Genomic DNA, 24465 nt, shown 5'->3' on the forward strand with positions numbered 1-24465 from the left:
GGCACCGCCGTTTTATTCAGCAACGCCTTAGCGGATTTCACCAATGATGCCGGGCCTTGCTGGCCGGTCTGCCCCTGATACGCCACGGTGTTCATTAACGCTATCAGCGGGGACTGACGCCCATCCGCCATCAGGGTTAACTGGTCTGTCACCTCGGTCAGATTACGCGCTTTGTTCCAGCGCAGGCTGTTGAGAAAATCCTGCCAGGCCCCGGCAAAATCGGTAAAGTAACGCGTGGTCAGGCGGGCTTTCAGCTCTGCCGGTGAGACGGCTGCCGGGACGGCCTGACGGTTATCACTCAGCACCCAGTCAATTTCTTCCTTACGTGAAGCCACCGCGTTATCAATCGCTTTCTGTATCTGCCCTTCCCACGCCTGACGGGTAAACATCCCCGGTACCCCATGTGTAGTGGTAAACAGCCGTTCCGCCTCAGTGTCGCCAGTCATTTGCCTTAAGGTCAGGTCGGCATAATCCTTCGCCACCGATTGCAGCATCTGCTGGTAGAGCGTGGCTTCTGCATTGTGCCGGCTCATCTGCGCCAGCAATATCCGCCGTACCTGACTGATTAATGCCGTGTCCGGCGTAATCCGCCATTCAGGATGAGCCGGCAGATTTTCTGCATAAAAATGCCATAAACTTGATGCGGCACTCAGCCAGACACCGGGGGCAATACCGGCCCGTTCCGGCTCGTTTTCATTGAGGACGCGGGTTAAAAACGCGGCGTCGGCTTTCGCCGGGTACGCCATCATCAGATAGGCTTTGAGCTGGTCGTGCGCGGCTTTCGCCCGCCGGGCTCGTTGCGGGCTGCCCGGGGGCAGGTCCACCAGCGCACTCAGTTTTTGGTGCAGTATCGCCGCCGCCTTATCCCGTATCAGCCGGTTATTCACCTGGGTGTAGTACGGCAGTACCGCCGTTAATAGCGGCTGATTTTGATTCAGGCCGAAACGCTGATACCAGGGCGCGCCGTATTCGGCCCGGTGCTGCACCCGGCCCAGTTCATCACGCAGGGTCTTGAACGCCAGCAATTGAGCGTCAGACGCTTCCGGGCGGGTTTTCAGGTCGGTCACTGCCGCCTGCACGACCTTTATCTGGTCCCGGTTGGTGAAAAGGGAGAGCACACTGCCAGCCCCCCACAATAACGCCAGTACCATCAGGCCACGACAGACATTGCGCTTCTGGATCCACCCGAACCGTCGGCCGTGCCAGTGCAGACTGTCAGTCAACACCCCCTGCCAGGCAAAATCGGGTAGCCAGTTCTGCGGTCCCGCGTCCCGGTTCGGCTCCAGCGGCAAACTGAACATCAACCCGCGCAGCAACACCATCTCACTGTACTCCGCTAACCACGGTGTCAACACCTTACGCCAGTGGGCAATCCCCTGTTTCTCCAGAGTGGATGACAGACGATAAAGGAAATCATGGGCGTTCTCTGCCAGGACTTGCTGCATCCCCTGCTTGCGCATCGGGTCAATCAACTGTTGCAGTTGGGTCTCCACCATCTCGGGTGTACAGCGTTCAGGTAAAAAGCACCCCACCGCCTGCATCACCCGCCCTGCCTGTGACCAGAGACTGTGACACACCTGCCACAAATAGATGGGAGCCTGCCAGTGCAATTGTTGGGCCTGTTTCTGCAACATCCGCAGGGCTTTATCCATCCAGACCGGCTGGGCGCTTTGTTGTTCGGTCAGGGCCCAGACGATGCCGTTGAGCGGACGGAAACGGCGCAAGCGACGCAAGGCTACCAGTTGCGCGGCATCGGGTTCAGTTTGTAAACTGCCGCCCCACAGCAGGAGCGTACGATGGCCTTCCAGCCAGTGTTGGGTTGTCAGCCCCGGCGCGATGGCTTCCACCTGTTCAGGTTCGCCCACCAACAACAAGATACGGACTTTATACCCCCAAAACATCCCGTAACGACGATGCAGGCGATCGCCTAAATCATTGCGTATCAAAGCAGACTGACTGAGGAAAGCTTTTGCCCCTTCATTTTCAGGTCTGAGTTTTTGTTGTGTTTTATTCTGCCGGATATACCACCAGCCAGCATTTCCGAATAAGCCGATTAATATGGCCGGGAAAATCGTGGCACAGGCATACCACGCTGGTTTAAGCAGGCCATTTTCCGCCAGCAATGCTTGATTAAAATAAATCAGCAGAAAACATGTCCCGGCACAGCTAAGGGTAATAAAAACATATCCCCAATAGCCATAATGGTGATCACCATTATTCACTTTCATTGGTGTAATTCCTTAGTCATTAAATAGAGGATTGCATTACCCTCAGGTAACTGATTGATAACGATATGGTCGCTATTTGTCAGGCCAATTGCCTCAGTCAGCATGGCTGATGCCAAAAACACGGATAGCGGCCCTGGCGGCCCAAACGTGTGATCGATTAAATGGATCGGATTTTCTGGGGAGAAACTGAGTGAATGCTCATAACTGAGAATCGCTAGCTCAGTCAGCACATTATTGGGGACACCCGTTACCCAAAGGTGTCGCATACGCGTTTTATCAATACGGTTATACTCAAACAATATAGGCAGATCTTTTGTTATTTCCCCCGGTAACGAAGGTAAAGGCCGCCCCATACCGGCAAAGACATTGAGTTTTTTCTGGGTGGCAAATTCCGTCGATGAAAGTAACTGAGCAGACACAAATTCGCTGTATGCTTTTTTATCACTGCTAGGTGGCCAGCGTTGGCATGCAAGAACCATTATCAACCCTTCGAAAGCCGCCTCTTTGTATAATTTATCGATCTCATCCCTGTTTTCTGCCTGAATGGGGAGCAAATCCCACTGTTGGTATACCGAAGATTGATAGGAAAGCCAGTCGTCGGAAGAAGCAGAAGCAACATAAATCCGGTGTAAAAAATCCCGATAATTCGGACACTGTTTCTCAAGCTCACGATCAATTTCATCCAATAATTGCCGGTTATTTTTCGACGAACAAAACAGCGCCCGTCCTCTATGAGGAACGGCAGGAATATCTTTCGAATCACCTAACAGCGATGCCATACCTTGCTGTTCAGGCGTCAGGATCAGGTTGCCGACCACAGCCAGTTGCTTTCTGCTCCATTGCTGCCACTGGAAACGGGTTTCAACACTGGCCTCTTCCCAAGCGTACGCTGCCGCACAATATTGCTCATAGCGGTTCAGCGCTGCGCCGAATAACATCAGCCATACCAGGAAGGACGGTAAGCTGCTATAAATCGCAGCGTGAACAAAATCGGTCGTGTCTTTTAGAAATGCATAAACGAGTGTACCAGCAACCAATATTAACAGCAGAATGATAAACCATAACCGATAACGCAAAGGCGCTACTGCTTTGAGTTCAGGTATTTCAGGAATAGGCCAGCTCATAATAATGACCTCATATTTTCATGAAGAATGGAACTTGAAACAGGGCAATATCCATTGTGCATCACAATGGAATAAATACCCGGATTAATTGCATTACCCAAACAAATAATATCAAATACCATGATATCCTCTCTATTATCATCATAATAACCCCGTAATAAACAGTTGATATCTGGAGATAATTTTTATCTCCAGATATTCCTCCATTAATTCTCACCCTTGCATCCATGTAATAAAAATAAAAACAAGAAAACCACTCACCAATACTGCAACAGGAGTTAACAACAGTGCAAATATATATTTTTTCTGCTTGATGAATTTAATCACCAAATAAATGAAAAATGCATCAAAAATCACAGTAATAGGCCAAGCATAATATAGAGCAAAAACAAAATAAAATAATATTGTACCCCAAAACCCAAATTCAAACATACTATTCCGCTCATAAGTTAATTATTTTTAGAAAAATCCTGCTTCTCACCAAAACAAGAGAGTAGCCAAGATAGCCAACAAAGTAAGTAATCTATTGTTGTTCAATTTTCACCGTCTGAACTATATTCAAGACTGAACCTAAAATACGTATTTATTTCCATCATTTTACCCATATAAATTTGACCATATCATTATAAAAATAAGAGAGCCACTCATTAACAACGCAACAAAAATCCAGAGTAGTGCACGCATGTATTTCTTTTGCTTAATGCATTTAATTATCCGACAAATAACCAACACACCAAGAACCATAATTACCGGCCAAATGTAATATAACAAGAAAACAGAAGCGAATAAGGCCGCATCCCAATAGTCAAGTCGAATCATATTGTTCCCCTCATTAGTGGGTTATTTTTAAAATCCCCGGTTTCTCACAAAGAGAGAAACCACAACAGCTAATAAAACCAATAATCTCTTTTTTTATTTAATTTTCACCGTCTGAATAACGCTGAAAATTGAATATAAAAATGGTTTGATTTTTATTATATTGTCCTGATTTTTCACCCTTACATCCCTATTAAGGGAGTCAATTTAACCCGTATTTTTATCGCGTTCCGAAAGCGCCCGGTCTTTTGCGAAAGGTCTTTGTTACCGCATCCCAAAATGCCACCAGTTCATTTTCACTGTACGGTGTTGGCGACTCTCGGTCATTCTTCAACTCAATATTAACAAAGGGGTTTTTATAATCGCCTAATGTTTCATTGGCAATTAAATTAAACATATATTGGGGGAGCTTTATTTCAGGCTCTGATAACATTCCTTCCGAACCTGACGCTAAAATTTCCTCCGTATGAGTACCGTTAATTTCACGCTTCCCTTTCCTTATGGTCTTGACACGCATGGCTAATAACGTGCCTTCCATTCCCACAAGACGATCCAACATATTGTCTTTCTCTTTAAGATAATTCAATATCTCAATACTGAAATTAAAGTGGTCACTTTCATTTCCCTGATAGACAAAGGTTATTCTTTCTTTCTCATTACGACTGCCAGCAATAAATCCGTCAGGGATACAAGTTCCTGCCACTGTGGGGATTTCTGTCTCCTTTCTGCCGCTGATCCTGGACAATAACTCCTTCATTTCCACCATAGTTCTAACTGTGGTATTCAATTCACTTTCACGAACCTGTGCTTTGATAAAGTCTTCCCTATCATCAGCATATTTAGCATCAGACAGATCCAACATTTCCATTACAATTTTAAATGCGACACCATTATTATATAAATGCGCCTCCAGTACTCTCCCAAAACCAGGTTCATCAATATTTTCATTTCTATCGAAAATCACACCTTTTAGATTTCCTTCAAGGCGATAGATTTTTTTCAAAAAGGGCATATCCTTCGGATCGACAGTTTTAGCCATCTTTAATTCCTGCTCCCTTAATTGTATCCGCTGTTCAAATGCAGGCAAATATAAACGCTTGGTTTCTATTTTAGCATCACCAATCACTATCCCCTTATGGAGGATATTGCCAAATACCTCAGGGATATCAATCAGATAACGCCCAACACAACGGGTTTGCATATTCGCTAACAGTTCGGTCGTCATTTGCTTTTCCTTCTCAGTTAAAATAGGGTGATGATAAGGGGTAGGGAAATACCACCACAGAATATAGGTAACCAACAAAATAAATAAGGCATTCTTCTTATTCAATTTTTACCCCCTGAACCATCTTCACAATTGCACGCAAGGTAAATAACCGGGCTTTACTATCTTTAGTTTCATTATCCTCTTTATACGCCCCTTCATGATCCACCTCTGTTGCCAGCAGGCTACGTAAATGTCTGGCTTCAATACGACCAGACTGTACCGGCACTGTTCCATCCCCTTTCTCATTTGGTGATGCCAGTACAAAATATTTTTCTTTATAATCCCATGAGGAAGGCCCAACAAAAAAACGCGCCGTACGTGTTGCACCAGTTTCCTGATTAGCCGGATCATATAGCGGCTGATTAAATGTCATGCCGGAAAAATCCTCCTGCTTTTCTAAAAGATTATCATAGCTATAACTAGAATAATGACGATGCCCCTTTAACCAGGAGATAATTCCATACGATAGATGTTTCTCACTGGCACCATAAAAGGCATAGGTATTAGGATGATAATTGCCACTTAATTCCTCAATAAATGGCCTAACTTTTTTCTCTATAATGGTCGTATAATTCTCCCAACTTTTTTTATCCTTCCATTTATCTTCTTTATCCGGATTTAAAAACCGGGTTTCACATAATCCCCACCAGCGATCCTTTTCCAGATAGATTTCCTTATAAGGGTCTGACTCCGGTAGTTTATGCGTGATTTTACCATCGGCGATATGTAACCAGCCTTTACCATACGCCTTTCCCGGCAACAGTTGTAGAGGTCCGGGCGACTGGGCCATCACGGCCGTCATCTCTGCCCCATTACTGCCGACAACCAGCCCGGTCATACCATCTTCACCGGTTTTCATCCTCTTATAAGTTGTCGGGGCACCGGTATTCGGCATCACGCCGTGCACAATGCCTAAAATTTTATCCCGGCCATTCAGTTTTTCTGAATAATGGCGGGCAACCAGCCCGCCCATTGAGTGAGTGACTAAAATAACCTGCTTAGTTGCACAACGTTTACCATAGAAGGCCAAAACCTCATCAACATATTTCGCCAACCTTTTCGCAGAATCCACATTGGATTGCAGCCAGTTATAGCCCATCACATGCACCGGGTATATAAAGCGATAACTGTGTTCAACCTCTTCCTGGGTCAGCGGCTCTTCACCTAACTCAGCACTCAGATCCATACCGACCATTTGCTGCCGGAGCGTTTTCCTCCCCTGACCTTCCATATAATATTCAAATACCTGACGCTCATCATCCAGCACATCCTGGAGCCAGGGTAAAAAATCCCCATAACTCATATGTGCCACTTCTCCCCATCCCCGTTGCTGGCAACTGGGGAATTTATTCTTTTTGGTGTGGTCAGACGTAATATCCCCGGAGCCATCAACCACGGTGTTACCGGGATCTAATGTATCTTTTCTGTAAGAAGCCCCCCTTAACGCCCAAAGTAAAACCTCTGGGCTATACATCGCATTTAACCGCCAGACTGACTTATTCTCTGTCGATTTTAAGTTACTCCCCATTACCCCCGGCAAAAAAATCACCGGGATCACTTTAGTCGCATATTTCAGACAGGTCGCCACCAGGTTTTCTTCAATTCTGGCATTGGGCACGTTGTAATACGGAAAGCCGTATTCATCATATTCAGGATGAATATAAATTTCATTTTCAGTGGACTCGCTCATCATTTACTCCTCATCTTTTATTTTCAATTGGCTTATTTCCACACCCGCCTGCTTTTGCAGAGGGCTTTTGCCATCCTGAGCGGTGGATAATGAACGATTTCCCGCATCATCTGACTGTAGCAATATATTCTGATTGGCTAACGGCGTAGTGTCACTGGCACTCGCGGCCTTCGGTATCACGGCATAATTAGCCGTCTGCCATTGCTGTACAGACTGACTGACACTTTGCCCCCCGAATTTTTGCCACACCGCCGCCCGCTGGATAATGTTATTGGGTGCCCCACTTTCCACCTGCCCGTTGCCAATACGGATATATCCCCCGCCACAGGCCAGCAAAATCTCCTCTTTGGCACTGATGAGCACTTTGCCTTCATGACTGCTCACCGTGATGTCTTTCAATGCCGCCAATCCCATCGCATCACCCTGCGCCTGAATATCTACCCGACCTCGGCTGGCAAACAGTTTGATCCCCAGCTTTTCGGCAAACAGGCTGATCATTCCGCCGGCAGCCACCGTGAATTTTTTCAACACGCTGAAATCGGTATTTTTCCCACTGGTAGCAATTACATTGTCCCCCGCAGAAAATTGGAGACTTTTCGCCGTCGTCTGAGCAATACCCTCAGGGGCGGAAAGTAACAGCGCCGATTTTCTCAGTTCCGTTAACGTGTCACTCAATAACGCCTTCTGTTGCTGCAAATCCGCTAATTCAGCTTTGGCGATTTCAGCCGCACCCCGTAATGCTTCGGTTAACGCCTGCGCCTGTTGTAACTGACCGATTGCTTCCTGCATTGCCAACACGTCTCCCCCCGCGCTGGCTTGTTTATCCGCACTGATAAACATCCCCTTACCGGCCCGGATCGCGCCCCAGTCGTCTGTCCGCAACTCAAAACCTTCTCCCCGTTTATCCGGGTGTGGTTGCTGACTGTCCACCAGATACCCCAGGTTGAGCTGACTCTTACCGCCGTATTCGGTACTCAGTTTGATGTGCTCCCGACCGCGTTCGTCATCCATCCGCAATTTGTTATTCGCCGGGGTGCGCAGGACATTGCGTTTGTAGTTGAATAAGGTGACGTGATCAGGGTGTTTTGAGTCGTGCAGCGCATGGGCGATATAAGGCCGATCCGGGTCGCCCCCTTCAAATGCGATCGCCACCTCAGTACCGTCCAGCAAGGGCCAGTGAAAACCGTAGGTGTCACCCGCGTAAGGGCGAGCCAAGCGCACCCACAGGCTTTCTCCCCCTTTCAGCCATTCCGCCCGGTCAAAATCAAACGCCACCCGGTACAACCCGTCTTTATCAATATCCCCGTACCGGTCGTTCACAACGGTGCTGCTCACCCTGGCGGGCAAGGTGCCCGCTATCCGCGGTTTGGGGATTAATTCAGGCCGAAAACAGATGTTTTCCGCGTAGGGAATAGCGGTGAACGCCATTTCAAAACTGCGATCCCGGCGCGCACTGCTACTGATACCCGTTATCACCGCCCCTTTACAGAACGCTTCCGGGGCCTCCCCCCTGACTTTCAACTCCTGGCCCGGCAACAGCGTCGCGGATGTCGTTAACCCCCGCAGTTGAGTCTGTCGATTCAGGTAGCGTTCATGTTGCAGCCGCGAGTAGAACACCGCGCTTTCCACTTCTGGATCCAGGTCGTAACGGTTGCCTAACACCCGGTAGTTGTTATCCAGATAATGGTACGCTTCGCCATACAGGGTCTCATCGCCCCGCGTCACATCCACCGCGGCATCCATCCCGTATTGCGGCAGTGCGTCACGGTAGTCATAATCCCGGGTCACCACTTTCCCTTCCACCACCTGATGCGCCGTTTCCATGCCCCACACCGCGTCTTCCTCCCCGCCGTGCATCCCTGACGGATTGCGGGCCGGCATATAGACATTCAACTGGTAGTAACGCTGATCGTCGTAAAACTCCACCACATCAATTTTCAGCCGGTCGTCCGCCGTCAGTTTGTACCAGATCCCCACTTCCGCTAGCAGGCGTTGCACAAAATGTAAGTCGTCTTCGCCGTATTGCATCACCTGATCCCGCTTCGGGCAGGGGTACGCCAGGGTGAATAAGAAATCCTGACCACGAAAACCGTGACGTTCACGCAGGATTTTTTCCACAATTTCCGGTACCGACATCTTTTGATAAATCGCGAATTGGTGGCTTCGTGACAATAGGGCCAGTCGCGGCTCTAGGGTCACTTCGTAATGGCTTTCATCCCGCGAGGTGGACAACAGTTTAAATCCACTGATCACGCCGTAGATTGTGCGCAACGGTGCCGGCGGTATCACCGGCATGCCTCGCATTCCCGGATTAATCGCAGGCGATGTCAGGGTAAACGCGGCGTCCCGCATCAGCATCTGCGCCGGTTTGATATCCTTCACCGGGCTGGTGAATTCAATGGCGTAACGAAAAGGCCAGCTTAAGAATTCCTGCCCGCTAAACGCCACCACATCCAGTGGCGCGGTATTTTTCCACACTTTCAGTTTGTAGCGGCTGTGATCAAAGATGATCGCCGGGGTTGTGTTGTTCATGACGGGCTCTCCGTTTTCTCTGTTTCAGTGAATGTCAGGGTGATATCACCGGTTTCATCGGTGCCCAATATCACCCCAGTCGGTTTAGGGTGATGGGCCAAACGCTCCAGCAGCGCCTGTGATAACACCGGCAAGATTTGCTGGTTGAGCAAACTGTCAATATTGCGGGCACCACTGTCCGGCAACAGACAAGCACTCGTCAGGGTGTCGCAGAGGCCATTTTCCACAACGCAGGTCAGGCCATAATGGGTATTGAGTCGCCGGGTCACCTGCCCGAGTTTGATGTTGACAATACGCCTGAGGGCCTCAGCCGGTAACGGGCGGTAAATCACCGTTTGAAAGCGGGCCAGCAAGGCGGGCTGGAAGTGATCCCGCAGCACAGGATGTAACAGCTCATGCAACACAGTATTCGGAGCGTCAGGTTGTTGCGCCAATAGCGCCATCAATTGATCACTGCCCAGATTAGATGTCATCACAATTACGGTATGGCGAAAATCGATCTCGCGCCCTTCACCATCACGCATAAAACCGCGATCAAATACTTGATAGAACAGGTTAAGCACGTCCCGGTGGGCTTTTTCTACTTCATCCAGCAGCAGCACGCTGTAAGGACGTTTACGAACCGCTTCTGTCAGTATCCCGCCCTGACCATATCCGACATAACCCGGTGGTGAACCTTTTAGTTGGGAAACCGTGTGCGGTTCCTGATATTCCGACAGGTTGATGGTGATCAGTGAACGCGCCCCGCCAAATAAACTACCCGCTAATGCCAGCGCGGTTTCGGTTTTCCCTACCCCACTCGGCCCAACCAACAGGAAAACCCCTAATGGCCCTTGCTCCGGTGTCAGACCGGTGTTGGCCGCACGTAAACGTTGGGCAATTTCCCGCAACGCCGCAGCCTGACCAATCACCCGTTCCCCCAAATGCTGTTCCAAATGCAGCAGGCCGGTTTGTTCGTCTTTCAATACGCTACTTAACGGGACACCCGTCCAGTCAGCAATCACTGTTGCCACGGTACGCACATCCACATCCGGCGATAACAACGGCTGCCCCTGTTGCAAGGTCGCCAGTCGCTGTTGTAATGCGGACAGTTCATCCTGCCTGCTGATGTCCTGACGGATCGCCAGTAACTGCTGAGTGAGCTGTTTTTCCTGTTGATACTGTTCTTCCCGCTGTTGCTGTTGCCGATGCAGTTCATTGCGCAGCACGTCAATCTGCGCCAGACGGTCAGCGTGATGAACATGCCCCAACGCCCTATCTTCCCGTATCGACTGTTGCTCTATCCCAAGTGCGGTCAATTGAGCCTGGAGTTGCGTCAACGCCTCCGGTACGGTGTCCAGGCTCATCCGCACCCGCGCCCCGGCGGTATCGAGCAGATCCACCGCTTTATCCGGAAGCTGGCACCCGGTCAGGTAACGGCGAGATAAGGTGACAGCAGCTTTGACCGCAGCCTCCTGAATATGTATGCCATGATGACGGGCATAACGCGTTTTTAATCCGCGCAGCATTAGGCAAGCCGTCTCATCGTCCGGTTCATCAACTTTCACCGGCTGGAAACGGCGCGCCAATGCCGCATCCCGTTCAAAATATTGCTTGTATTCCGACCAGGTGGTGGCGGCAATTGTGCGTAACTCGCCCCGTGCCAAAGCAGGTTTTAACAGGTTAGCCGCATCGGTGCCGCCTGCCTGATTACCCGTCCCAATCAGCGAGTGAGCTTCATCAATAAACAGCACAATGGGGATCGGTGACTGTTGTACGGCCTCAATCACGTTTTTCAGTCGTTGCTCGAATTCGCCTTTCACCCCTGCTCCCGCCTGCAACAAGCCCAGATCCAGCCCTCTGATACTGACGGTTTTCAGGCTATCGGGGACATTGCCTTCTGCAATGCGCAATGCCAACCCTTCCACCAACGCGGTTTTCCCCACGCCCGGCTCTCCTACCAGAATCGGGTTGTTTTTACGCCGACGCGATAAGATGTCGATCATCTGGCGGATTTCATTGTCACGACCAAAGACTGGATCAATGCCACCTTTAGCCGCGCGGGCAGTGATATCCAGCGTGAATTTGTCCAACACGCTTTGCAAAGCCGATGATAATGCGTGAGGATTGAGCACGGGGTTATCTGCATCGGTCTCCGCCGAGTCAACAGCCGATCCTACCTCGGTCAAACGCGCTGTAACCTGTCTCTCCGGGCGTTCATCTGAGTGGAGATCCAACAACGGGCGCAGACGTTGCAGTTGTGTCACGCTCAAGTTCAGTAACGGACAGGCATCATAAGTATGTAACCAGTCCGGCTGACCGCGTAGAGCCTGCAAAAGATGCACCGAGCGAATAAATTCATTGCCCGCGTCCTGAGAAGCCACTTCCCAGGCGACCTGTAATAAACGCCCCAGACGGTCTGACAACAGCGGGCGTTGATGATTGATGTTGTGTGGCAGGCGATCCAAGGCAGCCAGGAGTGCCTGCCACAACGTGTTCATATCCCACTGATAATGCCGAGCAATGACGGTAATATCGCCTTCCCCAATTTCAAGCAGCTTGAGCAACCAATGCTCCACAGTAATTTCACCCTGTGCCCGTGTCCGGCAAAGTACAGCCGCCGCATCCAGCGCCTGTACGCAATAGGGATTTAACCGGCGAAGTAAAATGGCTGACTGATTTTCCATGACAGTTTTCTCCATCCTGTTCCTCTGTCGCTTCGGGTACGCTACCGCCCATAGCTGTATACCGAAGCCCATAAGGTCATGATTTTGTTGTTAAGGGTTTCCATAGCGGGGCCTATGGCACCCGCTATCATGTAAAAAAAGGAAAAAATGACAGACGGGTTAACCCCGTCCGCCCTTCACGTTACGCGGTCGAACGTTCACTCCAGGAATCGGAGTGAATGATGTTGCCGTCCTGATAAGTCCAGGTGATTTTTTCGTAGCGGAACTCAATATGTTCCAGATGGTTGTGTTTCTCTTTGGCAGGATCTTTGATGTCATGCATCAACGGTGCCACTTTCACCACCTTCACGTTGTCCAGTTTGGTGATGAAATAGACTTTCTCCTGACCAGCGTCATCAATTTGGTACCACTTGATTTCAGCCGATTTCAGGGTTTGACCAGAGGTGACCGCTTTATACAAATACGGGGTTGACGCATCGACTTCTTTGGTGAACACCAGTGGTGCATGAACACGGGTACCGGTCAGCTTACCGGTGTTGTTGTCCGTCGGGATATGCAATGCATGTTCCAACGCCACAATTTCGATACTGCCTTCCCGGCCCTGAACATCGACAGAGCCTTTGATGTCGGCACCGCCGTCATCTTTCAACCATAAATAAGCGGGGATCGCCATAATATTACTCCTATTGTTGTTGATATCATGTCACCTACATTGGCAACACGGGTTAAAAAACGGGCACCTGTTGCGGTCGCTGGCAAGCGACCGCAACAGGTATTAGATGAATTTCAACCCTGCGGTTGGCAGCACGCCCCGCAGCGGTGGTGTTGGCAGCGATGGGCTGCGTTGCTCCTTCGCCCTGTACGGCGAAGCAAGCCGGTGACATATCGCTGCTTTGTAATAGCCAATCGCGTACCGCTTCAGCCCGCGCCAGTGATAACGCCTGATTTTTCGCGGCATCACCGGTGGAATCGGTATGGCCGGTGATGAGGATCATCCAGCCCGGTTTGGCGCGGATGTTTATCAGCGCATTGACTAACACTTTGGTCGAACCGGCTTTCAGTTTCGCCTGCCCCACATCAAACAGAGCCAGGCTATTCAGACTGATTGTCTGGGGTACCGCGGGCGTCACCGGCGTTTTTTCCCGATGTTCAGGGTGGTAACCGGCAATCACCGCCTGCAACCGCAGACGTAATCGTTCCCCCTGATATAACCCCAATCCCAGACGCCACGGCACGCCGTCGTGGTAATATCCCTCAAGCCGGGCGGAATCGTCCTTTAGGACCGCCATCGCTTGCGCTTTGCCGCTCTCATCAGTCATAGCGATAGATTGGTCGTTCAGTAAGTCACTCTCCACCTGACGTAATAACTGGCGGTTATGCCAGGCCGAACAACCCAACGCGGTTATCCCTGCCAGCAGGAACAGGCCCAACGCCCTGCCCAATGCCCGTTGCACTGGTATCGATACCTTACTCATGGGTAACAGGCGCAATATGTGGTCAGGGAAAGGCAGGACAGGCGTACCCGTATCCGGTGAACTTACCGGGTCACCGGCCCTGTTCAGCGCGGTTTTGGTCTGCAACCACTGTTGCCAGAGATGGCCGGTTAACCAGTGAGGTAATGCCGGGACAAAGGTCAGGACCATCGCCTGTGGCGGACAAGGCGGCAGGCCGTCTTCCGGAGTCAGGCAAACCGGTAATACATATGTTTTCATCCAGTCAGCCCAGCTGGTCAGCTCAACCCCATACTGAAAACGGGCGGTCTGTTCCGCGACTGCGCCTTGTGTCAGCCAATCTGCCAGCGGTTGAAAAGAGGCGCCTTCACGCCAGACCGTCACGGTGGACCATCCCGCCAGCCACTCAAACCACGGTGAATTAGGGGATTGGGATGCATTGGCTAAGTAGCCCGCCAGCAGTAACGGTAATCGGATCCCCTGTCGCTGACGCACCTGAGAAAGTTGCCAGCGCAATTCCCGCATCCAACCAGCCAGCACCGCCGCATCACGGTATTGCTGCGGGGTTATCGCCGCCATCACGCTCAATTGTTCGCCCCAAGAGGGCCGGGCAGCCAGCAGGCTCGTCACCCCATCAGACAGGGAAGTGCCCGGCGATAAGTACAACCAGTAGCCCTGTGGCGTCTGACGCAGCAGTTCTTCACCAAACAGACTGTCCTGAACGTGACTGCATACCAGCACCACCGGGCGACGATCGCTTTCCGGTGGCAGCACTGCCGACAAGCTATCGAGGTATTTCCGCTTGCGGAAGAGTCCGGTATAAAACAGTCCTGCCAGTGTGAAAAGCAGGATAATGACCACGCCCACCCACTGGCCTGCCCGTGATAAAGGCAACCAGACCAGACAAAGCAGCAGTGCCAATCCGCTCCCCCAGCCCCAGAGCATCCGTTTCAACATGACACTCATTGCCCCAACCCCGGAAACAACGTTGCCAAATACCGGCCAAATCCCCACCAGACACCGGCCAGTACGATTATTGTCATGAGCAACGAACCGCCAATGGCGCGCAGCCAGGCACAGGACGGTAAGGCTCCGGCCAGCACAGACGATGACGAAAGCGTGCCGAAAGGGACGGCCTGTTGATTTAAGCGGGTTATCAGTTGTTCACGTATCAATGCGGTATCTTCCTGACACCGCCCCTGGAACCCCAGCAGCAACACCCGGTGAAAACAGGTCAGGACCGTCTGATCGGGAGCCGATTCATCCAGAACCGTACGTATCCGCTCATATAACCGGTAGCCTGCTTCTGCGGTGCCAAAGAAATGGGCCTGTAACGACGTGGAGCGCCAGGCTGCATAGCCCTCGTCCGGTGCCCGTGTCAGTACGGTTTCATCAAGCAAGGCGCACTGGGCATAGCTGATGTGTTCAACAGCAGATTCGCTGACACCCGCGTCATACAACGTCTGCCGGGTCCGCGCTATCTCGTTGGTACAGTGTTGCCATACCACATCGCCCTGCTTCACCTGCACGCCTCGGCACAGTTCTACCACCAGCAGATAGCTGTTCTGCAACAGGGCATCAATATCTGGTGGCGATTTTTTAGTGAATAAGTGTGATTGATTCATGTTCTCAATACCGCAAACAGTTCAAGCTGAATATCGCCCAAGACATCGGGCATATAGAAAGCACAGGTTCCCGCCTCCAGCATGGCTTTCGCCGCCTGATGGGTCAGGTCAAGGGCAAAATACTGGTTCTCTAGGCGCAATGGGACGGCAGCCGGAACGTGATGCATAGCCACCAGCGGGATCCCGGTCAACGCCCGGTTAATCATCTGGTTAACCTCATCCGGTGCCCCGGCTTTACACAACAGCGGAAACTGGGTTTGCAACTGATGTGCGGGGACGGAGGAACGGACGGAAAGGTAAAAATCCGCCGCTTCACGCAAGCGGGCATCATGGAGCGTCCCTGTCCATTGCTGTGCCGATTTTGTCAGCTCAATGGCCACCATCCTCGATGGCAAGCTGATTTCCAGTAACTTAATCAGCAAGTCAAACAGCGGCGGTAACACCGCCGTCAGGTTATCGTGCTGATAACGCGGAATACCCCCAGCGTCATGGTCCAGGGAAAACGTCAGCAAACTGCCCGCCAGCCTGACCGCCTCACGATAAAACAACGCCGGGTGCACCTCCCCGTGCGCCTGAAAATCACTCAGTACCGGCTCATAGCTGTTCAGTGCATTCAGTAACCAGAACAGCGACACATCCGCGACGGCAAAATCCGCCATCCGCTCGTTACTTTCACGGCGCATTCCCATCAACCGGGCCTGTTTGGCCCGCAACTGCGTCAGCAACCGATCGAGCTGGCCCATCAGCCCGGCATGCGCACTCAGCCGCAGTAACGGCGGCACAAACTGCGTATCAAAGGCCCAGTTTCCCTGCGTGTCACGCACCAAACGGGCAACGGGACAGGTGAGATACTGGCTGTTTTCCATCCCGTCAAAGCGCAGCGAGACGGCATAACGGGCCACCGCCATGGATTCACTGCGGTCACTGAATTCATCCTGTACCGGCACCCACTCTTGCCGGTAACGCACCGGGCGGTCAGCCTGTTCATCCGGTTTAAGGCAATTACCGCCATTGGCATACATGTGCGGCAACGCCAGCAAGACCGTGGCCTGTCGCGTCTCTGCCGACAGCATCGTCGCCAGTTCCAGCACCGGGGGTAAGTGATCCGCCTGATCGGTATCAATCAGCGATCCATCAGCAAAGCGCACACACAGGTGATCGGCTTTCAACTGCCCCAACGCCAGCATCGCTTTGTCAAACGCGGCGGTCAGCACGCCCCAAGGATGAAGCCCCCCAAGTCGGGCAACGCATTCATGGGTATACGCCTCCCAGCGGGCCTGTTGCTGAAACTGTTGGGGCGACAAGATGGTCCCCGTCACCCATAGCGGACGATCAATTTTCATGTTGTTACCCCTTGGCTTTCGGCATCTGGGAAACCAGAGATAGATTGACGTCGAGCCCTTCCACCTGAAAATGGGGCACTGCGTACAACCGGACCCGGAAGAAACCGGGGTTGTCGTCAATATCTTCAACAATGACCTGCGCTTCACGCAGAGGATGAGACGCCTGCACATCGTCTGACGGATCGGTCATCTCAGTGACCAGCATGTTGATCCAGTTGTTCAATTCAATTTCGAGCAGACGTCTGTCCTTAGTGGTGCCGATGTTCTCCCGCTGAATTAACTTCAAATAGTGGGAAATCCGTGACAGCAGAAAGATATAGGGCAAGCGCGCATTGATACGGCTGTTGGCCGTGGCTTCATTCGTGTCGTACAACGCCGGTTTTTGCGCCGAGTTGGCCGAAAAGAAGCAGGCATAATCACGGTTTTTGTAGTACGAGAGCGGAATAAAACCCAAATTGGCAAATTCAAACTCGCGGGTTTCCGGGATCATCACTTCTGACGGAATTTTGACCTGATTACCGGTCCCCAGATCGTAGAGATGGATCGGTAAATCCGTGACCGCTCCCCCCGCCTTCGGTCCGCGGATCTGCACACACCAGCCATTGCTGACAAAGCTCCTGACCAGATTGGCGGCAAAAGCAAACGCGGCGTTGGTCCACAAATATTTATTGTGATCCGGCCCGGTGACTTCTTCGACATAGTTAAAAGTACGTACCGGCACAGTATCCGGACCGTAGGGTAGACGCCCCAACACACGCGGCATCGTCAGGCCGATATAGCGGGCATCGTCGCTGGCGCGGAACGCTTGCCACTTGATGTATTCAGCGCGGTCAAAGTAGCTGCCGATGTCTTTAATCGCCGCCACTTCTTCCATGGTTTTTTTACCGAAAAAGGCCGGTCCGACAGCGCCAATGAAAGGCATATGCGCCGCAGCTGATACTTTGGCGATATTGCGCAACAAGGCAATATCCTGCGAGCCGGCATCAAATTCGTAATTGGCAATCACCGAGCCGATAGGTTCCCCGCCCGGCGTATCGTATTCCTGAATGTAAGTGTGGTGATAAAAACCACTTTGGATAATTTCCGGCGCATCGTCAAAATCCTGCCGTAAGTCGTCTTTAGTGACATCCAGTACGTCAATGCTGACGTTTTGACGAAAATCCGTCCGGTCAACCAAAAATTTCAGGCCACGCCAGGCGGATTCAACTTGCTGGAATGCCGGATGATGCATCACCACATCTAACTGATGGCTGATTTGGTGGTCCAGTTCGCAGATGTGGTTATCTAACAAGGCTTTATCCAGCCGCTCGACTTTTCGCGCTGAGGCTTTCAATAGATTGAGAAAAACGCTGACCGCTGCGGTCACCCGTTCATCCACCGTGACATCAGCCAGCGCATCGCTGCACTGAAAGCGTTCGATATCACTCAGTCGTTCTACCGGCTGTAAATGGATTTTTTCAAACAATGATTGATAAACACCGCCTTCGGCGTAGGTTGTGGTTGCCGCAGCAGAAGCGGCTTGTTCTTGTACAGTCATAACATTTCTCCTGACTAAAATACCGTCATCATCAGATGGCTTTCGGTGCCAACGCAGCCAGTTCAGCCCGCAATTGATCGTTCAACGTGTCATCCTGGAGAATGTGCTCCAGCTCCCGGCGAAAGGTGGCGTTGTCAAGCAGGTTGGATCTCAAATCGCGCAATAAATTACGCATAGAAAGTAACGCCCGCAGTTGGGGAATTTGGCGGGCCACTTGCTCAGGATCGAAATCCTTTATTTGCTGGAAAGTGAGTGCGATATTTTCTTCGCTGCCATTTTCAGCCAGGGTATTTTGAACCGTCAGGTTAAGCGCGGGACTGAATTCAGCCATCACGCTGTCAAAATTGTTTTTGTTAATAGAAACTTTCTCTCTTTCCGAGAGTGGACGCTGTTCTTGCCCATTACTGTAATCGCCCATCACCAATAATTTCAGCGGCAACTCAACTTTTTTCTGCGCACCACCGGTGTGTAAATCTAATTTGATATTAATACGCGATTTGGGAACTTCGTTTTGAAAACTCTGGGCCATAATCGGCTCCTCAGCAATAAAAAATAACGCCCGACATGAGAGTCATGCCCGATAAGTTTCAGGAACAAAAAACGGATTCAGATATTTCAGAGCAGGCAGTTAACCGAGCAGTAAATAAGAGAACACCGACAAGATCTGCCGCAATAAATAAACACACTTACCGAGCAGATCATTTCCTAACCAGGTCGATTTTCTAAACAGTTTTATCTAAAATCAAGACATTTTTTATCCTATAGCATTTTTTGTGCAAGACAAGTCGGTCATAAACACCAACCTACAGTATAAAAAAAACATAAAATATAAACACAACCTAAACGAATTGGCATTTATTTAAAAAAATATTGTATTTATTTTTATAAAATGATAGAGGCTTATCTATTTTGTTATTATCTGGGTAATTCAGCACAATACAGATTGGTTATATTTTTTAAATTTATACTATTTTTCAATTAACTAAATAATAAATAAACCATGCTTGATTTGATGGGTGAAAAAGAGAATGATTATCAATAAACCTATGCGAATGAGAATACATTCAATTAAGCCATGTCATATCGGTTATATTATGGAATAACACACCGGTTAGTTATATCTTTTATAGGATAATAAGGATAAAATCTAAAAGGCCTTATCCTGCGTGATAAAGATGGCATATTTTTTTGCTTTTTTTGATGGTATGAAAGTTATTGAATAGGGTATTTCTGAAATGGGGAGCCGAAGTACAGGAAAATGCGATTATTGATAATGGATACGATGATTCATTTTCTGATTATTCCATTTTATACTTATGCCCCAGAGACGCCGACCAATTTAAGCCAACGGTAGGTGTTATAAAACACCGCTGAACGCCGATAATTAAAATAGCATTCATCCAGAGTTGGATACATAATCATAATAAACCTGAACTTCGCTTAAGAAGGAAATGAAAGTCTCTGAGATACGATCAACGTTTTCGTCAAAGAAAATGCAAGACATCTCAGTCCGCTTGGTTTTTTGCTTAATATTCCTTCAATATAAAAGAAAATATGCTACCATTCGCTGATGAAGAAAAAAAACACACCAATGCTACATGACGCTGTTTTTAAACAGTTTTTAGGTCATATTGATACGGCCAGAGACTTTCTGGAGATACATTTGCCCGCGACATTACGGGCCGTTTGTGATCTGGATACACTGCGGTTGGAATCCGGGTCGTTTATTGAAGACAATCTGCGGGCGCATTATTCCGACATTCTGTATTCATTGAAAACGACGCGGGGCGACGGTTACGTGTATTGCGTGATCGAACACCAGAGTTCCCCGGATAAGATGATGGCATTTCGATTAATGCGCTACAGTATTTCAGCCATGCAACGGCATCTGGAGCAGGGACATGAAAAATTGCCGCTGGTCATTCCGGTGTTGTTTTATCACGGGAAAATCCAGCCGTATCCCTGGAGTACCCATTGGCTCGACTGCTTCGATGATCCGGCTCTGGCGGAGGAAATCTATTCCGGTCCATTCCCGCTGGTAGATGTGACGGTAATTTCGGATGATGAAATCCTGACGCATAAACGGGTCGCGCTACTGGAAATGGTGCAAAAGCATATCCGGCAGCGAGATATGGCGGAGCTGTTGCAAGAGTTGGTCATACTACTGGCGTATGATTACTATACGGATGAACAGCTAAAAAGCGTGCTAAACTACTTATTACAGGCGGGAGATACCGCCGATCCAGAGGGTTTTATCCGGCGACTGGCAGAACAGTCCCCGAGGTATGAGGAGGTACTGATGACAATAGCGCAGAAACTGGAGCAGAAGGGGCGCCAGAAAGGGTTTATTGAAGGGCGGCAGGAAGGGCGGCAGGAAGGACGGCAGGAAGGGCGGCAGGAAGGGCGGCAGGAAGGACGGCAGGAAGGACGGCAGGAAGGGCGGCAGGAAGGGCGTCAGGAAGGACTCCAAGAAGGACTCCAAGAAGGACTCCAAGAAGGATTGCATAAAGGCGAAAAGCAGGGGATCCTGAAAGTCGCGTGGGCGATGATCGACATGGGTATCGACCGTGAAACGATAATGAAAACAACTGGGTTGAGCCAGAACGAACTTGAGCAAATACGCCACTAACTCGTGCTGAGAGTTCTTAATCAGTATTCAATGGTTCATGTTAAAAGAGGATCTTACGGTGACTGTCAGAACAGTCACCGAAGTATAAGTATCGACCGTGAAACGGTGATGAAAATCACCGGACTGAGCTTGAATAAATGTCTGACAAACTTACTATTGATACGTTATCGGCATAAAAATGCTTGAGTCAATGCACGAAACGCATAGAAGCGGCACATTTACATTCCAAGCGATAAGACCGAGTCTGAATCTACGTGCTTCTGAAATCTCTGTTCTTAAGCAGAGCTGAGGTTAATAAATCATAATTTGAAAAGTCAGCAATCTGAACCGGAGTTTGACCCCGGTTCTTTAACAAAAACAGGTTAAATGCTTTGTGAAAGCAAAGAGGAAACCTGCCGGGCATTTCTGCATTTAACTAAAAGCTGAGGCGTCAGAATAACATCAAACCTTTCAGTGAGACGCCGAGCGATTTCTTTAAGATGAGAGGGCCTTAATCCCAGCGCTAAAAATTCAGAATCTTCATTCAAACCAGTTAACGGCTGCGCACCAATGGTATGCAAATAAATGCCGAGGATCGATTGGTAATGTTCATCCTCTGCGCTGTTATTGACTCTTTGGCTCTCCGGTATAACAGACTTCTTATCAGCCAAATTATCCAACTTCGGTTGCGTAAAAAACGCCCTGATTTGATGTCGATCCGTTTTACCGTTTGCAGACAAAGGAAACACCTGAATATGAGCAAAACGCGTTGGTATATGAGAAACGGGTAAAAGCCTGTGAGAATAATCCCGCAATTCTGAGGCGGGAATTTCCTGACCATTTAGCGTCGTATACATAGCGCCTAATGTTGCATCGCCATTCTGCTCATTTGGATAATCAACGACGACAATATTATTGATTTGTGGGTGCTTACATAATTCACTTTCAATATCAGGCAGAGAGACCCTAATCCCCCGAATTTTGATATAACCATTTACTCTGCTGGCAAAAATGATGGTGCCATCTTTTCGGTAATAGCCCTGATCCCCTGTTCTGAATGCTCTTAATTGTTCACCTGTAGGCGAGGTGATCGTGACAAAATCTTTTTGCACAACAAGACCCTCTTCCAGATAACCTAAGGCAAGATTGACTCCTGTAGTATAAATCCGGCCAGTCACAAACGCCGGGCAATGTTCATTGATATCATTACAGATAAAATATTGAGTCGCAGGCAGGGGTTTACCATACGGAATAAGGCTGACATCCGCCGACGTAATTTCATGCCATATACTCCAAATCGTCGTTTCAGTCGGCCCTCCCAAAGAAAACAATCGGGTATCAGGATAAGTTGTTCTAATTTCCTTGATGAGAGCAGGCTTAATATAATCACCGCCCTGCGCTATTAGTCTGAGGGAAGAGAGAGAATCCCCCTTTTGGCACGCAATTAACATTTCTAAAATCGCAGGCACTGAGCACCAAATAGAAACTTTGTGCTTCGAAACCAGCCAATTCCAATGGATAGCATCTTTCTCTGCATGGGGTTCAGGGATAACCAGTGTTGCGCCAACAGTCAGTGATGCAAAAAGGTCAAAAACCGACATATCATGGTGTAATGGCGTAACGGAAATAAACACATCATCCTGTTTAACTTCCCATTTATTCAGGGTTTGCCCAATAACATTAGATGTTGCTTTGTTATTGAGCACCACACATTTGGGTTTACCCGTTGTTCCGGAAGTATACAGATAATAAGCCGGTTCAATGCTATGACTCAGTGATGATAAAGTCTCTAAAGGGAGTAAAACGTTTTCAGAAACTGAGGTGAGCAGTGTTTCCAATGTGATGGCTTTATCACGATTAAACTGTCCGGTATTCACAATGAGATCAGAATGGCAATTGGTTAGCAGATAATCCAGACGTTCAGAGGGAGAATTCACATCAATAGGCACCCAAATAATCCCCAAAAGCGCACAGGTGATTGTCACCATCACATGCTCAGGACTACGGGGCAAACAAATCGCGACTACACTGCCTTTACGCATCCCACAGCGATTCAGGTTATTCACTATATTTTGAACACACGCCCCCAACTCAGAATATGTAATCTGCTGCTCCCCACAGATAATAGCGGATTTTTTTAATTTTCCCGTCAATAGGTTATCCGCAATACGAGCCAGGAAATTTGAACAGATAAAATCACTGTCATTACCGTTATCTTTGTAATGGTGATAATCAATCACCTCAGAAAAATCCACAGCGAGTTTTTCCTGACAACAGATCAGCGCGATTGCCTGGGTGATGGTTTGTAAAATATCCTGCACGATATTTTTTTCCAGCGCTTTTTCTGCATAATCAATGGATAACACCAGATTTTTGTCCTGATCCAGGGACAAACGAATATCCATTGCAACTTGCGGTGTCTGCGTTAATCCATCATAAAAAGAGACATCACCAGATGCAGGCAATGTTTTCCATGACAAACCATTCGTTAACACAACAGGTAGCGCTAAACCTGTCTGATGTTGATTGAATATCAGCCGGTTAATATCAACGCCGGAAAAATCCAGATGTTCCAAAGAGGCAAAAATATCATTTTGAAAAGCGGTTGCTCTTTCTAAAAATGGCGTCTGGTCTCTTTTAAAACAAACAGCGACAAATGAAGATTCATTACTAAACTGCATTTTCTGGGTGGGCATAGCAACCGGAATACCGATACATAACCGACTATCTTGGGTCCAAAATGACATTATCTCCAGAATAATGGTGGATAAAATCGTATTTTGAAACAGGCCATAAGATGAAGCGATTTTAGACAAATGATTCAACGTCGCGCTGGGAACGGTGACCTTCTCTCTTCTGTAGCGAGAGGATTTAATCGATTCTGGTGGTCTCTTCCAAGGCAATGCCGGTGGGCCGGGATATTCTTTTAGCTTTTCTGACCAATATTCAGTATCACTTTGCTTTTTCGAGACCGAAGGCGGTTGAAGCAAATGAGCGATATTTCCCGTTGGCCTGGCTCTTTTCTGCTGATTCTCATCCTCTTCAAACAATTTAAACAAGATGAGAGAGATAGCGCTGCCATCCAAAATCAGTGCATCAAAGCTCACGAACACCACGGTCGTAAAAAGGTCATTATCCTCATCTTCTGACTCTGCCAATTTAATAGCCCAAATATGCCAGGGAGAACGAGAAAGATCGTGGATCTTATGAGAATACGCCTGCCTCATCTCATCTATCTTTTGATAAGCCGCTGAACGCGGGATAGCCGTGAAATCAATTTCATCAAGATTCAGGATAATGGCATCGGAGACATGTTGAACCAATGAACTTTCATCTATATGGGTACGTAACGCATCATATTGCTGTACTAATCTGGTGAGCCGGGACTGAATAACAGAAAACTCGATATGACCTCTGAATTCCCTGAAATCATGCATGGCAACACCACCCAGTGGTAACAATTCACTTCGTCCTAGCAGGTACGCGCGTTGTAATGGTGTCAGTGCGGTATCCATGATATTTCCTCAATTTTCGATTGTGAGAAAGAACAGAACCTAATTAATTAACAAGCTAAACAT

15 protein-coding genes are annotated in these 24465 nt (G+C 49.0%); 1 reads left to right on the forward strand and 14 read right to left on the reverse strand.

The window, feature by feature from the left end; genetic code table 11:
• The 13 genes from ACGF7G_RS19155 to tssB all read right to left on the reverse strand — a co-directional run.
• Window positions 1-2228, reverse strand: a 2228-nt coding sequence (locus ACGF7G_RS19155) for an ImcF-related family protein (protein WP_387467605.1), incomplete at its 3' end; no start/stop codon positions are given.
• The gene (locus tag ACGF7G_RS19160) at window positions 2225-3352 is read right to left on the reverse strand and encodes a hypothetical protein (protein WP_387467607.1); all 1128 of its coding nucleotides are present in this window, start codon (window positions 3350-3352) and stop codon (window positions 2225-2227) included. The genes ACGF7G_RS19160 and ACGF7G_RS19155, both read right to left, overlap by 4 nt.
• 213 nt (window positions 3353-3565) lie before the next feature.
• Window positions 3566-3784 (reverse strand): hypothetical protein, encoded by a 219-nt coding sequence (locus tag ACGF7G_RS19165; RefSeq protein ID WP_387467609.1) that lies wholly within the window; start codon window positions 3782-3784, stop codon window positions 3566-3568.
• Window positions 3785-4388: 604 nt separating this feature from the next.
• On the reverse strand, window positions 4389-5393 hold the full coding sequence (locus tag ACGF7G_RS19170) for a T6SS immunity protein Tli4 family protein (RefSeq protein WP_387467611.1): 1005 nt from the start codon (window positions 5391-5393) through the stop codon (window positions 4389-4391).
• 97 nt (window positions 5394-5490) lie between these two features.
• Window positions 5491-7125, reverse strand: a complete 1635-nt coding sequence (locus tag ACGF7G_RS19175; RefSeq protein ID WP_387467612.1) for an esterase/lipase family protein — start codon at window positions 7123-7125, stop codon at window positions 5491-5493.
• A 3-nt stretch (window positions 7126-7128) separates the two neighbouring features.
• Window positions 7129-9657 (reverse strand): type VI secretion system Vgr family protein, encoded by a 2529-nt coding sequence (locus ACGF7G_RS19180; protein ID WP_387467614.1) that lies wholly within the window; start codon window positions 9655-9657, stop codon window positions 7129-7131.
• Window positions 9654-12323, reverse strand: a complete 2670-nt coding sequence (gene tssH, locus ACGF7G_RS19185; protein WP_387467616.1) for a type VI secretion system ATPase TssH — start codon at window positions 12321-12323, stop codon at window positions 9654-9656. Before tssH ends, ACGF7G_RS19180 begins: the two co-directional genes overlap by 4 nt.
• Window positions 12324-12504: 181 nt before the next feature.
• Window positions 12505-12996 (reverse strand): Hcp family type VI secretion system effector, encoded by a 492-nt coding sequence (locus ACGF7G_RS19190; protein WP_387467618.1) that lies wholly within the window; start codon window positions 12994-12996, stop codon window positions 12505-12507.
• Window positions 12997-13048: 52 nt separating this feature from the next.
• Window positions 13049-14740, reverse strand: a complete 1692-nt coding sequence (locus tag ACGF7G_RS19195; protein WP_387467620.1) for an OmpA family protein — start codon at window positions 14738-14740, stop codon at window positions 13049-13051.
• Window positions 14737-15399 (reverse strand): type VI secretion system protein TssL, short form, encoded by a 663-nt coding sequence (tssL, locus tag ACGF7G_RS19200; protein WP_387467621.1) that lies wholly within the window; start codon window positions 15397-15399, stop codon window positions 14737-14739. The genes ACGF7G_RS19195 and tssL overlap by 4 nt, the downstream gene beginning before the upstream one ends.
• On the reverse strand, window positions 15396-16742 hold the full coding sequence (tssK, locus tag ACGF7G_RS19205) for a type VI secretion system baseplate subunit TssK (protein ID WP_387467623.1): 1347 nt from the start codon (window positions 16740-16742) through the stop codon (window positions 15396-15398). Before tssK ends, tssL begins: the two co-directional genes overlap by 4 nt.
• Window positions 16743-16746: 4 nt before the next feature.
• Window positions 16747-18279 (reverse strand): type VI secretion system contractile sheath large subunit, encoded by a 1533-nt coding sequence (gene tssC / locus ACGF7G_RS19210; protein ID WP_387467625.1) that lies wholly within the window; start codon window positions 18277-18279, stop codon window positions 16747-16749.
• Between the two features lie 31 nt (window positions 18280-18310).
• Window positions 18311-18808 carry a type VI secretion system contractile sheath small subunit gene (gene tssB, locus ACGF7G_RS19215; protein WP_166295749.1) on the reverse strand — a complete coding sequence of 166 codons (498 nt, stop codon included), beginning with the start codon at window positions 18806-18808 and terminating at the stop codon, window positions 18311-18313.
• Window positions 18809-19849: 1041 nt separating this feature from the next.
• Here tssB and ACGF7G_RS19220 point away from each other — a divergent pair.
• Window positions 19850-20908 carry an Rpn family recombination-promoting nuclease/putative transposase gene (locus tag ACGF7G_RS19220; protein ID WP_387467627.1) on the forward strand — a complete coding sequence of 353 codons (1059 nt, stop codon included), beginning with the start codon at window positions 19850-19852 and terminating at the stop codon, window positions 20906-20908.
• Between the two features lie 362 nt (window positions 20909-21270).
• On the opposite strand, the gene ACGF7G_RS19225 is transcribed toward ACGF7G_RS19220, so the two are convergent.
• On the reverse strand, window positions 21271-24402 hold the full coding sequence (locus ACGF7G_RS19225) for an amino acid adenylation domain-containing protein (protein ID WP_387467628.1): 3132 nt from the start codon (window positions 24400-24402) through the stop codon (window positions 21271-21273).
• Between the last annotated feature and the right edge of the window lie 63 nt (window positions 24403-24465).

This window comes from Photorhabdus sp. RM323S (genome assembly GCF_042879375.1).
Classification (GTDB): domain Bacteria; phylum Pseudomonadota; class Gammaproteobacteria; order Enterobacterales; family Enterobacteriaceae; genus Photorhabdus; species Photorhabdus tasmaniensis.

Bases quoted from the DNA above. Each gene is read 5' to 3' on its own strand.
- ACGF7G_RS19160 (WP_387467607.1), bottom strand. From the start codon at position 3,352: ATGAGCTGGCCTATTCCTGAAATACCTGAACTCAAAGCAGTAGCGCCT.
- ACGF7G_RS19165 (WP_387467609.1), bottom strand. From the start codon at position 3,784: ATGTTTGAATTTGGGTTTTGGGGTACAATATTATTTTATTTTGTTTTT.
- ACGF7G_RS19170 (WP_387467611.1), bottom strand. From the start codon at position 5,393: ATGACGACCGAACTGTTAGCGAATATGCAAACCCGTTGTGTTGGGCGT.
- ACGF7G_RS19175 (WP_387467612.1), bottom strand. From the start codon at position 7,125: ATGAGCGAGTCCACTGAAAATGAAATTTATATTCATCCTGAATATGAT.
- ACGF7G_RS19180 (WP_387467614.1), bottom strand. From the start codon at position 9,657: ATGAACAACACAACCCCGGCGATCATCTTTGATCACAGCCGCTACAAA.
- tssH (WP_387467616.1), bottom strand. From the start codon at position 12,323: ATGGAAAATCAGTCAGCCATTTTACTTCGCCGGTTAAATCCCTATTGC.
- ACGF7G_RS19190 (WP_387467618.1), bottom strand. From the start codon at position 12,996: ATGGCGATCCCCGCTTATTTATGGTTGAAAGATGACGGCGGTGCCGAC.
- ACGF7G_RS19195 (WP_387467620.1), bottom strand. From the start codon at position 14,740: ATGAGTGTCATGTTGAAACGGATGCTCTGGGGCTGGGGGAGCGGATTG.
- tssL (WP_387467621.1), bottom strand. From the start codon at position 15,399: ATGAATCAATCACACTTATTCACTAAAAAATCGCCACCAGATATTGAT.
- tssK (WP_387467623.1), bottom strand. From the start codon at position 16,742: ATGAAAATTGATCGTCCGCTATGGGTGACGGGGACCATCTTGTCGCCC.
- tssC (WP_387467625.1), bottom strand. From the start codon at position 18,279: ATGACTGTACAAGAACAAGCCGCTTCTGCTGCGGCAACCACAACCTAC.
- tssB (WP_166295749.1), bottom strand. From the start codon at position 18,808: ATGGCCCAGAGTTTTCAAAACGAAGTTCCCAAATCGCGTATTAATATC.
- ACGF7G_RS19220 (WP_387467627.1), top strand. From the start codon at position 19,850: ATGAAGAAAAAAAACACACCAATGCTACATGACGCTGTTTTTAAACAG.
- ACGF7G_RS19225 (WP_387467628.1), bottom strand. From the start codon at position 24,402: ATGGATACCGCACTGACACCATTACAACGCGCGTACCTGCTAGGACGA.